The sequence below is a fragment of the Spiroplasma endosymbiont of Danaus chrysippus genome, assembly GCF_902809815.1.
Taxonomy (GTDB): domain Bacteria; phylum Bacillota_I; class Bacilli_A; order Mycoplasmatales; family VBWQ01; genus Spiroplasma_E.
In genome coordinates, this window is sequence record NZ_CADDIL010000003.1 from 46,698 (window position 1) to 59,450 (window position 12,753).

Sequence of the window (12,753 nt, forward strand, 5' to 3'; positions counted from 1 at the left end):
TAAATTATATTTACTAGAATTAATTAAACATAGTTATTTTTGTAAGTCACACAGATTACTAAACATTCCCAAACCAATTACAGTTGTTGATAGTATTCTTAAAGCAGAAACTTTTGTTACTCAAGTACATCCATTTCACTGATATCGTTGATACATTGGTTATGGTGTTAATCGTAATAAATGATTAAAAGCAATAGCATTTGCTCCACCAGTTTTACAACAAGTAATTAGAGATAGTTTTAAAGTATATAGAGAAATATTTAGAATAATAAGAACTTATCATAAAGTAGTAAATGTTATTAATAATCCTATTGAAAATATTAACAAATCATTTAAAAATGTTGGTTTAAAGTTTTCAGTTAATACTTTATTTGGTACAGGATTATTACATCATTTAGAAAAGTTTGCATATAGTCAAGTTGTAACAAAAAGTAAGAAAAAATTAAAAAAAGGTAAAAATAAAATACAAAAAGAAATTGAGCATATAACACATAAAAAAACAAAAAAACATACTCATCATTATAAACAAGCATTTTTTAAGGAATGATAAATTATGATTAATAAACTTTGAACTGATGTCAGTCTTGAAAATTATAATAACTGATATCCATTAACTGGAAAAATTACAGAAACGCCACAGCAATATATACAAACATGACCAATTGTTAATGATTGATTTAAAACTTTTGCTATTCGTGCTCAAAATGATATTAATGCTTATCTTGATTTTATTTTATCTAAATTTCCTTTTGATAGTTTTAAAGATGAATTAATTAAAGAAACATTAAGAGATATGGTTTATGTTATGGTTGAACATTGAGTATTTAATCGTACACCAATTGAATTTAATGTTGATGCAACTATTCAATTTAATAATGGTAATCAATTTAGTGCAAGTAGTATTCCTACAATTAATGTTTGAGATTTAGCACCCACTAGAATGAAAATATGAGCAAGATTAACAGAATTAAAACAAATATTTTCAAGTTATAATGATGATGAAATAGATGTTGAAAAAATTGATTTAAAAGCATTTTATACTAGAAATGAAATTGATGAATTAATTAAAGAACAAAAAGAATTTACATTATTAAAACAAATTAAATTATATGATGATTTAGTTGGTGATAATGAAAATGAAATATATAGAGGTCCTGTTACAAAATTTATAAATAAAGGTTATGTTGCAACAGATTACGATAAAGAAACTGAAACAATGATTTTAGATTGACCTGATGAAATTGGAACATTACCACCAGAAGCATTACAAAATAATCCACAAATTGGTGATTATACGCATGCTGCAACGTGTGATTTTTCTGCTAAACAACAAAAACGAATTACTACTAATGAAAATGAAATTACCAAATTAAATACTGAATTAATTAAAGCAAATGAAAATATTAATGATGTTAAAAATAATTGATTTAATATTGAAACTAGTCCTTTATGAAAAAAAGTTGAAAATAATAATATAGAAATATTTAAATGATATTTTATTAAAATCAGTTATCAATATTCAACAGAAAATAACTTTATGAAATTTTATAAAGTAATTAAAATTTATTTAAATAATGTTTTTAATGAATTTGAATTGCTAAATGTTGATTCCATGACGTATAATGAACAAATCCAAAATAAAAGAATTTTAAATACCGGAACGATTTACTATAACAATAAAAAGAAAGAATTTAGTGGTGGTGGTAATTCTTATCCTGAACGTGGAAAAATTAATTTAATTGGTGATATAAAAGAAATATATCAATATCAAGGAATAGATACGCCAACTGAATTTATAGCAGAAGAAAGTACTGAACGTGATTATTATACAAAAATAGAAACTAATAATTTATTAGATAAAAAACAAAATAAATTAATTGCTGGTGAAAATATTACTATTGATAAAGAAACTAATACTATTAGTACTACTGGTGGTAGTAGTGAATCATTATGAGAAGTAGACCCTAATAGTCCAAATATTATTCAACCTAAAGAAAAAAGAATTATTACTTCAAATAATACTAGAATTGTTGATATAGGTGAACCAGAACAAGAAAAAGATGCAACTACAAAACAATATGTTGATAATTTATTAGATAAAAAGCAAGATAAAGAAAAGTGATTAATAGTTGCTACAAGTGTTATAAATGGAGTTAATCAAACTATTACATATGATTGTAAAGAAAATAAAAGATATCGTATATGATTTAATTATGGTATTAGAAGACAAACATTAATATTATCTGATATTTATATTTATGAAGAATTTATTTATTCAAAAGGAAGTAATACTGAATTAACATTTGATATAAATCATTCTCAACCTTATTTAATTTGTAATAGAACAAATACTCCAATATTTACTTGATTAGCTGGAAATACAAGAAACGGTAATTTATGAAAATTAGAAGAATTAGAAGAAAATAATGAAAATATTTATAAAATTACTAGTAATACATTAAATATTATTTCACCAAATAAAATTAATATGAATAAACCAATAAAAATTATTTCTAATAATTTAGAAACAAATGAAATTGAAGAAAATTGTTGAGATATTGAATTAAAAAATAATCCAATTCCAAGTATTCCAAAATGAAAAGAAGTAGGAACAAAAATTAATATAAATCATATTAAATATACTTTTAAATCAAATACTAAATATAAAATTTATTATAATTTTGAAAGCCAAACAAGTAGTAAAAAATTTGCTTTTATGTGTAAAGAATTTTTATATGGTGAATTAAATAAAGAGGTTCAAACTTTGGATTGAGATAATATTAATGGTAGAATAATGCTTTCTTTACAAATGCAGAATGATACAATTGCTATTGTTAGTGACCCTACAAGATTTGGTCAACTTTTAAAATTAGAAGAATTGCAAGAATAATATTATGAATAAAGAATTTACATTTATATATGAAATAGTTTATTGATTATTAGGTAAATCTGATTTTACACATGATGAATATAATTTTAGTGGTTCTAGATATAGTGGAAAAACATTTACTGTTGCAATGATATTACCAGTATTATTTGCAGTAGCAATTAAATTAAATAAAAAAGTTGCTATTTATGGTTTTAGAAAACTTAATAAAGATATTAATGATATGGTTAAAGAAATATATGAAGCATTTATATCTGCTGGATTTCAAGATTATAAAGATTTTACTTTAAAATATCCAAATAAACAAGCAGATTTTCGTTTTAAAGGTAGTAAATCATTTATTAGAGTTATGGGTGTGTATAGTAATAGTAATGATAGAATACCATTAAAAGGCCTTTCTCGTAGTGAAATAAAAGGATTTGATTTATCAATAGAATGAGAAGAAGAAGCAAATGAATTTACACAACAAGAATTTCAAGCAATTACATTTGCTATTGGTAATGCTAAAAAAAGAATTAAAATAACAACTTGTAATCCAGATAATATATATCAATATCATATTAATTATATGAATGAACGTGTACCTTATAATTTAGAAATAATGAAAGTAAAAAATGAACAAATAAAATCTATTATTGATAATAATAAATTTAAATTATTTCATTATAGTAATTGAAAATTAAATAAACATAATTTATCACAAGATATAATTAATGATTTAGAAGAATTAAAAGTATTAGACTCTATAAAAGCACAAAGTTGATATTATGGAGTTCCTAGTGTTTTACAAGGTGCTATATTTGCAAGATATTTAGATAAAGTAAATACTAAATTAGATTTTCAAGTACAAAGATTAAGTGGTGGTTTAGATATAGGTATGGCAACAAGTAGTAGTGGTCATCCTACTGCTGCTTCATTATGATTTATTGGTGAAAATTATAATGGAAGAAGAGCGCATAAAGTAAGTGAATTTTATCATAGTAATGCTAATATTAATGGTCAACCAGCAATGTATTTTAAAAATACTTATGAATTAGCAAATAGTATTATTGATTATTATTTAATTGAAGCACAAAAATATTTTGCTATGTTTAAAGGTTTTACTTGTTATGTTGATTATGGTAATGGTGGACAAGCATTTATTGATGTTTTAAATGTAGAAAAAAATAAAAGAAATATGAATTGATTAAATTTTGAACCAGTAGATAAATCAGTAATGTATTTAAAAGATAGAATTGATTTTACTACTACTGGATTAATTAAAAATATATTAAGTTATGATTGAAATAATTGTCCAGAAACTAAAAGACAATATAGTTTAATTCAATGATTATCTAAATCTAAAATAGATAATGCTAATAATGAACCACAAATGTTAGATTTACATGATGATACTTGAGATAGTGATTGTTATGCATTAATGAATGATATGAAATGATTAATTGAACAAATAAATAATGAATTATTAATTAATAAAACTAAATTTGAATTTGGTAAACAATATAGTTTTATTAATAATAAGGAGTGATAATATGAATTATAATCCAACAGAATATTTTAGTATACATGAAGATATTTGAGAATTAGATATACCTAGAATTATTGCAAATAAAAGTACAATGTTATGATTAGGTAAAGGTTTATTATTTAAAAGTGAAAATAAAGAATTATTAAATTTTTTAAATAAATTAAAAGATAAAGATAAATGAAATGAAAAATTATATCAATTTGGTATTCAAAATTCATTATTAGGTAAATGTTTTTTAATATGAATGTTAACTAAAAATGGTGAATTAAGTTTAACTTTACCAAGTCCAAGTTTTATGTCACGTGTTGCTAAATTTAATGAACAAGAACAATCAGCAGAATTATTTTTNCGATCTCTTGGTACATCAATTTCAATTTTACCTTGTTGAGTTATTAATTTTTTTGATGTTGTACCATTACGAACATTGTCATTATTACTGCGTTGATTTCTTTCGTGTCCTAAATAATTTTGCATCTCAGAATTCAACATTTTTTCTACCAATCGTTTAGTTAATTCTTTATGGTGGTTAGCCCTAAATACTGGACCACTTTTGGATAGACAGTTTTAAATTTTTATTTGTGAAATTGGTGGTTTTAGAAATTTAGAATGTATTCTTTCGTAATTATAAAACATAATATATTGGTTTACATCATTTATAGCTTCATTGAGAGAAAAATATTGATTTGAACCTTTAGGTAGTCATTCTTGAGATAAATGAGAAAATCAGTTTTCAGATATTACATTGCCACCAATATCATAAGGTTGTTTTTTGCTTAAAATTATTTGCTTATCAGCAGCTCAATTTGTGATGTCTTGACAATAAAATTCGTTGGCGTTATCTGAGTGTAAAATAACGTTTTTTACTTGGTTTCAAGAGAATTGTTGATTTATTTTTTCAAGTGCAGGAAGGATTAAATCTTGATAGGATTTGTTTGAACATGTATTATAGCTTACAATATTATTTGAATAAAAATCAATAATTACAAAAAGATATAATCAACCTTCTTTAGTATTTATTTGTTTAGTGTCCATTGATCAAATTTGATTTGAAGAGGTTGTACTTTTATAATCTTTGTTTACTTTATCCATTGTAGGTATTCACTTATTTGGATTTTTTTTGTTTTTAGGATAGTTATTTTTAGTTTGTTTTAATCCTTGAAGATTGTGATCTTTCATAATTTTTCGCATTTGTTTTGTTGATAATTCTAGATTTAAAATAATATGTTTGTATTGTTTTAATCATTCTTTAAATGCTGAAAAAATTCGTAAATAGCCATAAATTTGTCCTTTTCTTGTAAAATGAAATTCAAGTAAAAGTTGGCATAATTCTTGATATTTATGTGTACAATTACTAATTTGATTTTTTTCTTTTTTAATAGGGTTTTGTTTGTTTTTTACAAAATAATATGTTGATCGGTTTAGTTGAAGATGTTGGCAAAGATATCTAATTGAATATTGGTTTTTGCTATCATCAATAATTTGAATTTTTTGTTTGATATTTAACTTGTTAATTACTAATGCTATTTGTTTAATTTTATCCATTATTAAAAATCCTTTCATGTCAAAATTAGTGTTAATTGTATAACACAATTGTTTTTCGAATACATTCAAGTTTTTTTTAAATTAATGGTCTAGTAAAAAGGGCTAAGTAGCAAGTAGCTATTACCATTCGCAAATCATTTTGATTGAGACAAACACCATTTTAATCAAGATGAATTAAGTTTAAAAGAAACAGAGGAATTATTTTCAAAAATAGATGATTATTTATGAAGTATATGTGATAAATCTGTATATAAATCATATAGATTTAGAAAACGAAAATTAAAAGCAAAAAAAGGTTTATTAAATTATAAACGACGTATTTGTATTTATTATAACATTGAAAAACAAAAAACTGAATACATATCCTTATTAGATAACTATCTTGGTGTTAAAAAATATAGTAAACTTGCACCAAATGTTATTAAACAAATTTTAAAATATTTTGCTGATGATAAAAAGTATCGTGATGTTTGTGATACTTTTATTGAAGATTTAATAAGTAATAGTACAGTTTGTAGAACATATCAAAAATTTGAATTACCAAAAGTTAATATTCCTAAAATTGTATTACAACCAAATCAAACATTATATATAAATATTGATGATGGACATAGAAAATTTAAATTTAATGAAAAACACAATACTAAAAATTGTAAAAAATGTTCTATGAGATTAATAGTATTTTGTACTGGTAAAAAGAAAAATGGAAAATTAATTAATAAAAGAGCTGCATGTCAAATAAGAGTATCAAAAACAGAAATTGGTGCTGAAAAAACTGCAAAATTAATTGAAAAATATGGTAATTTATTTTTTGAAAATTTTGACCAAGCAAATTTAATAGTTTGTGGAGATAGTGCAAAATGAATTAGAAAAACTGCTACAATTTTAAATGCAAAATTTATTTTAGATAAATTTCATGCTTTTCATGTTTTATTTCTTGGTATAATGGCTGGAAGAAGAAAAAATCAAATTGCTAAATTACACTATCAAAATGCAATAAATTTATTTGAAAAAGGTGAATATTATGAATTAATTGATTTTTTACAATCATTAACTTTAAAATATAAAAAATTAAAAGTTGGTTATTTTATTAATGCCAAAGATGGTGTATTAAACCAAGCATTAGTTGAAAATATTGGTTGTTTTACTGAAACTAATATTAAACAAATTTTAAAGCATATGATTGGTGATAGAACTTATAACATTGATATGTATACAAAAATGGTTAATTTTAAATGCTATCAAATAAATACAGCCATCCAGTTATTATAAGTTAAAACTTAAATTCAAAAAAACTAAAAATAAAAACAAAACTTATTAAAGATGCTTTAATAAGAATTTTTGATTTATAAAAGTAAGTATTATTGTTGACTAATATTTTTCAAGTGTTAAGATTAACATACAATTGCATATTAAAGTCAAAATTATTCTCGTCTAACTTTATAATTTTAAGACAAATTTGAATATTATTGACAACATCGATACGCTCCCTTATTTTTTTATGTAATAATTTAATTTCTTCTTCTTTTCATAATTCTAAATTAGATTTATTTTTAAATTCATGATGTTTAATAATTAGAAGATATTTTTACAACATAATCTATCAAAATAAAAACTTTATCATCCTTTAAAATTAATTGTAGAATTTCCCTAAAAGTACTATAATATAAATAACGATAGTTTAATATCGTTATAATTTTAATGATGATATATGATAATATAAACTTTATATCTTTATTAAAATTATATATTAACTTTAAAGGTATAAAATATGAGAAAAACAATAAATATTTTAACAGTTGGTATTTTTTCACTAGCAACAAGTACCACTATTTTAACTAGTGTGAATCACTTTAATAGTAGCAAAAATGATTTACAAAAAGCAAACGCCACTACTAATCAAACATCATTATTTAATAATCAATATCAATATTTAAATAATAGTGACTGAATTACTAACCGATCAACAACCGATCATAAATTTTATAGTTATGATACTTCAGCATTAAAAAGTTATACTTTTACCAATTCTAGAAACGTCTTCTTAGTAGATACAACAGGTAACCTAGTTTATAATACCAAAGTTACTATTCCTAATAAAGATAAATCAGATATTGAAAATACAAAACAAGAAATGATTACCAAGAAGAAAGTAACATTACTTAAAAGCAATCCTAATTATTCTGATGCTTACAATTTTAGTGAATATCAACAAAATTATTTTGTTGGTGATAATAATTGAACATATTTACAATTTGGTGGTCTTGAACAAAATATTGATATTTCTAACATTGCTGGTGCTTCTAAAATTGAAAATAATAACAATCTTAGTGAGAACTTAGGATTATATTACATTGCTGATGCTGCTATTAATAATAAAATTTCTTTAGCAATATCTTATAATATTAGCCAACAATTCATTAATAAAAGCAGTTTAAACAAACTAATTAGTAACCAATTAACAAATAATATTATTAACTTAATTGTTGAAAATACTAACATATTTAACTTTATTAAAAATTCACCCCTTTTCCTAAATATAAAAGATTATTCATTAAACTTTATTTTTGATAATGATAATAACTTAGTAGCAATTTATTATACAAAATGAAATATCCAAAATATAAATCAAAATATTAGCTATCATTATAAAGAAGACTTTAGCAATATTAATAAAAATGATTGAGCAAAAAATAGTGATCAACAAATCATTTTAAATTGAACTAAATATGCAAAAAATTGAGAACAATTTTCGCAACTTTATCCTAAATTTAATTTTAATAATTCTAAACTATCAATTAATAATATGGGTACATATAAAGAAAATAATAATCTTACTGGTGATACTAATAATATTACTACTAATAAAAATATTAAATATGAACTACAAAATCCTTATAATGTTGTAATAATTTCTGATCTTATTATTCAACTTCCAATTATTGATCTTTATGTATACCATGATGATAATAATATTTATTATCAATGAAATGCACGTGTTACTTCATCACCAAATTTAATTGCTGGTTGTAGTTTAGCAATTGATTTAGATAATATTAGTTTTCAATTTAAAAAATAATTAAATTTAATATATAAAAAATAATGCCTTAATTAAGGCATTATTTTTACAATGAATGTTGTCTTGCAGGACTTTGATTAGATGCTGATGATTGGTTTTCTGCCATTTGATTAGAATTATTAATTAAATATTCTTCGCGAATTTCTAAACACTCAACTTTAAGGTTTTCAATTCTTTTTAAAAATTCAGGATTATTAGATGTTTGATATTTTCTAGCATTACGTCAATTATACTCTTGACCTGTGACATCTATTTTTTCTTTTATTTCATATTAAGTTCTGACATAATTGACATTAATTGTTTAATATTAGGATTTGTTTTTGACTTCTCCTCGTTTAATTGTTGTTTGCTACTTGCTACTTGCTACTTAGCCCTTTTTACTAGACCATTAATTTAAAAAAAACTTGAATGTATTCGAAAAACAATTGTGTTATACAATTAACACTAATTTTGACATGAAAGGATTTTTAATAATGGATAAAATTAAACAAATAGCATTAGTAATTAACAAGTTAAATATCAAACAAAAAATTCAAATTATTGATGATAGCAAAAACCAATATTCAATTAGATATCTTTGCCAACATCTTCAACTAAACCGATCAACATATTATTTTGTAAAAAACAAACAAAACCCTATTAAAAAAGAAAAAAATCAAATTAGTAATTGTACACATAAATATCAAGAATTATGCCAACTTTTACTTGAATTTCATTTTACAAGAAAAGGACAAATTTATGGCTATTTACGAATTTTTTCAGCATTTAAAGAATGATTAAAACAATACAAACATATTATTTTAAATCTAGAATTATCAACAAAACAAATGCGAAAAATTATGAAAGATCACAATCTTCAAGGATTAAAACAAACTAAAAATAACTATCCTAAAAACAAAAAAAATCCAAATAAGTGAATACCTACAATGGATAAAGTAAACAAAGATTATAAAAGTACAACCTCTTCAAATCAAATTTGATCAATGGACACTAAACAAATAAATACTAAAGAAGGTTGATTATATCTTTTTGTAATTATTGATTTTTATTCAAATAATATTGTAAGCTATAATACATGTTCAAACAAATCCTATCAAGATTTAATCCTTCCTGCACTTGAAAAAATAAATCAACAATTCTCTTGAAACCAAGTAAAAAACGTTATTTTACACTCAGATAACGCCAACGAATTTTATTGTCAAGACATCACAAATTGAGCTGCTGATAAGCAAATAATTTTAAGCAAAAAACAACCTTATGATATTGGTGGCAATGTAATATCTGAAAACTGATTTTCTCATTTATCTCAAGAATGACTACCTAAAGGTTCAAATCAATATTTTTCTCTCAATGAAGCTATAAATGATGTAAACCAATATATTATGTTTTATAATTACGAAAGAATACATTCTAAATTTCTAAAACCACCAATTTCACAAATAAAAATTTAAAACTGTCTATCCAAAAGTGGTCCAGTATTTAGGGCTAACCACCATNTCTCTTTCTTTTTCATCAATTTTTTTAGGATTAGTTTTGATAGTTTCATGTTTTAAGATTAATGCTTTGGCTAGAGCAATGCCATTACTAGCACCAATACCTTTCATTTTTAACATTATATATATTTCACTCCTTATAAAATATGTTTATTAATAGTCTACTAAATTATAATAAAAAAAAATGAAATATTGTATAAAATATTTATTATAATTTAAACTTTTTGTAAATAAAAATGATTTTAATATTTTTAAATATTTTTCATATATGTTAATTCCTACTTTTAATTTCATTAAAAGTAGGAATCTTTTCACTATATTAATATAATTAGATAGTTACGCATTGGATAAGAGAACGATCATGATTACGATTATTATTAGGAATAAGATATTCTCTATCTGAGTTATTTATATCTTGCACATCATTTTCATCTCATTCATTAATATTATTAATATGACCATTTATTGTTCTAGTAAGAAAACCTCTTCCATCACTAGCAGCATTCCCATTTGCTTGATTTATTATATTTGGTAATTCAGATAATACTTCGTCAATAATCTTTTATTGCTCTTCTTGCTTATATATTAATTTAAAAGCTGGTTTCATTTTATTTGTTAAATTATATAAATCAGAACTAGTTACACCAAGTGCTGATAATACCATTCCTAATTTTGGAAATGTTTCTTTAAATTGAATTCAAGCTTTTTTTCAATCACCTTTATTTTGTGTAACATCTGTTGCATAAGTTTTAATAGCATTAGTATAGCGCTAATAAAAAGAAAACTAACGATAAAGACTCCTAATTGACTTAATTCATTTTGATTTTTAACTCAATTTTTAAATGATTGTAGCAATGTATGATCATTATTTTGAGGGCAAAAATAATTTTTTACTGGTTCAAAAATTGTATTTAATGCATTTTTAATAAAACATTCATTAACAAATATCATTACTGTAGCACGAACAATAGTTGAAATAATATTATTAATTGATACTATATCTTCTTTATAAGATTCTCATGTTAATGTTTCAACAGTATAAGCAGAAGAAGCAGTAATAACTAAATGATTTATTAATAATGTTTTCAAAAAAAAGTTAGTATTGGATAAACTATTTTTTATAATTTCTTTAATAGAATAGTCTTCATTTTTTAAATCAGTTTTTGATAATTCACTTAATTCATTTAAAAGTTCTTTTAAAAAATCATTACTGATTTCTGCACTAATTAAAGAATTAAATTTTTCAAAAGTAAATTCATCATTAAAATTAATATTTTTTAATTCATCTGTAATATGATTTATTACATCATGTTTTTTGATAATTGTTGATAAATTAGTACACAACTTATCTAAGTTCGAATTAATTTTATTTAATTTTTCATATTCTTTAAGTTCTAAATGTTTTTCTAATTTTTTAATAATAATTTCAAGTGGTAAATATTCATCTAATTCTTTTTTTGTGTTAATTGATTTGAAGGTAATAAATCAATAATACTTTTTAATCCAAATGGATAGTAAGATAAAAAATAAGATGTAAGTGTATCAACACCAGCCATAGCATAATTTTCAGGAATTTTTAATGATTCTCACATTCCTTTGCCTAATATTTCTAATTGTTCTATAAAAGTTTTACCTATTATAGACTTTTCTGATACTACAGCTATTGAAAAATATCTTTGTGCTACTCTAATTGAAATGCCTGTTAATAATACAATTGGAGAAGATAAATATTCAATAGTTTTTCAACAACAATTATTTGAACTTATTTCACTTTCTTTTTTAATAAATTTTGGTAAGTTTTCATAAATTTCTCCTAAATCATTAAAATATATTCTTACTTTATTTTTATATTTTTGTTCATCACTATTTCAATATTGATTAATGTAATTGGTATAATAACGAATTCTTAAATTAATATTTGCAAGTTCTCCAATAATTTTTTTAGTTTTATTAATAACTATTTCATTATTATTTTCTATTCCTACCACTAAAGATTCCATATTTTGATTTCTTATATTGGCACTAGCTACTGCTACTTAGCCCTTTTTAAACTTATATTAATAACACGTTTTCTCTATTATGTATAATTAAAATTTTATTGCATAAAGATTCAGAAAAGTTTCCAAAGATTTTTTAAACATATTTTAAAATTAACACAATATTTTCATTTTCTTTTTAAAGAAATATAGGTTTTATTTTGAAATTTTAATATTTATGTTAAATG

At 22.4% G+C, this 12,753-nt stretch carries 9 protein-coding genes and 1 pseudogene; 5 read left to right on the forward strand and 5 right to left on the reverse strand.

The window, feature by feature from the left end:
* Window positions 1-33: 33 nt before the first annotated feature.
* Window positions 34-156, reverse strand: a complete 123-nt coding sequence (locus SPIRDC1_RS10240) for a hypothetical protein (RefSeq protein WP_255495909.1) — start codon at window positions 154-156, stop codon at window positions 34-36.
* A 397-nt stretch (window positions 157-553) separates the two neighbouring features.
* On the opposite strand from SPIRDC1_RS10240, the gene SPIRDC1_RS03935 reads away from it, so the two are divergent.
* Both SPIRDC1_RS03935 and SPIRDC1_RS03940 read left to right on the forward strand, forming a co-directional pair.
* Window positions 554-2,890, forward strand: coding sequence for a hypothetical protein (locus SPIRDC1_RS03935; RefSeq protein ID WP_174480647.1), 2,337 nt, complete (start codon window positions 554-556; stop codon window positions 2,888-2,890).
* 4 nt (window positions 2,891-2,894) lie between these two features.
* The gene (locus SPIRDC1_RS03940; RefSeq protein ID WP_174480419.1) at window positions 2,895-4,418 is read left to right on the forward strand and encodes a hypothetical protein; all 1,524 of its coding nucleotides are present in this window, start codon (window positions 2,895-2,897) and stop codon (window positions 4,416-4,418) included.
* A 346-nt stretch (window positions 4,419-4,764) separates the two neighbouring features.
* Here the strand turns inward: SPIRDC1_RS03940 and SPIRDC1_RS10475 are convergent.
* Both SPIRDC1_RS10475 and SPIRDC1_RS03950 read right to left on the reverse strand, forming a co-directional pair.
* A pseudogene (locus SPIRDC1_RS10475) lies at window positions 4,765-4,937 on the reverse strand (transposase); the annotation flags it as partial.
* A 42-nt stretch (window positions 4,938-4,979) separates the two neighbouring features.
* Window positions 4,980-5,975 (reverse strand): IS3 family transposase, encoded by a 996-nt coding sequence (locus SPIRDC1_RS03950; RefSeq protein WP_174479968.1) that lies wholly within the window; start codon window positions 5,973-5,975, stop codon window positions 4,980-4,982.
* A gap of 213 nt (window positions 5,976-6,188) precedes the next feature.
* Between SPIRDC1_RS03950 and SPIRDC1_RS10480 the strand changes: the two genes are divergently transcribed.
* The 3 genes from SPIRDC1_RS10480 (at window position 6,189) to SPIRDC1_RS03965 (ending at window position 10,487) form a co-directional block, all read left to right on the forward strand.
* Window positions 6,189-7,229 (forward strand): Mbov_0401 family ICE element transposase-like protein, encoded by a 1,041-nt coding sequence (locus SPIRDC1_RS10480; protein WP_368668555.1) that lies wholly within the window; start codon window positions 6,189-6,191, stop codon window positions 7,227-7,229.
* A gap of 499 nt (window positions 7,230-7,728) precedes the next feature.
* Window positions 7,729-9,036: a hypothetical protein gene (locus SPIRDC1_RS03960; protein WP_174480649.1), complete on the forward strand. Its 1,308-nt coding sequence runs from the start codon at window positions 7,729-7,731 to the stop codon at window positions 9,034-9,036.
* Window positions 9,037-9,491: 455 nt separating this feature from the next.
* A complete protein-coding gene (locus SPIRDC1_RS03965) occupies window positions 9,492-10,487 on the forward strand; it encodes an IS3 family transposase (protein WP_174479968.1) in 996 nt (331 codons plus the stop codon).
* A gap of 708 nt (window positions 10,488-11,195) precedes the next feature.
* Here SPIRDC1_RS03965 and SPIRDC1_RS03975 read toward each other — a convergent pair.
* Both SPIRDC1_RS03975 and SPIRDC1_RS03980 read right to left on the reverse strand, forming a co-directional pair.
* Entirely contained in the window at window positions 11,196-11,873 is a 678-nt protein-coding gene (locus tag SPIRDC1_RS03975; protein ID WP_174480651.1) for a hypothetical protein, read from the reverse strand.
* 101 nt (window positions 11,874-11,974) lie between these two features.
* Window positions 11,975-12,529, reverse strand: a complete 555-nt coding sequence (locus tag SPIRDC1_RS03980; protein ID WP_174480652.1) for a hypothetical protein — start codon at window positions 12,527-12,529, stop codon at window positions 11,975-11,977.
* Window positions 12,530-12,753 lie beyond the last annotated feature (224 nt).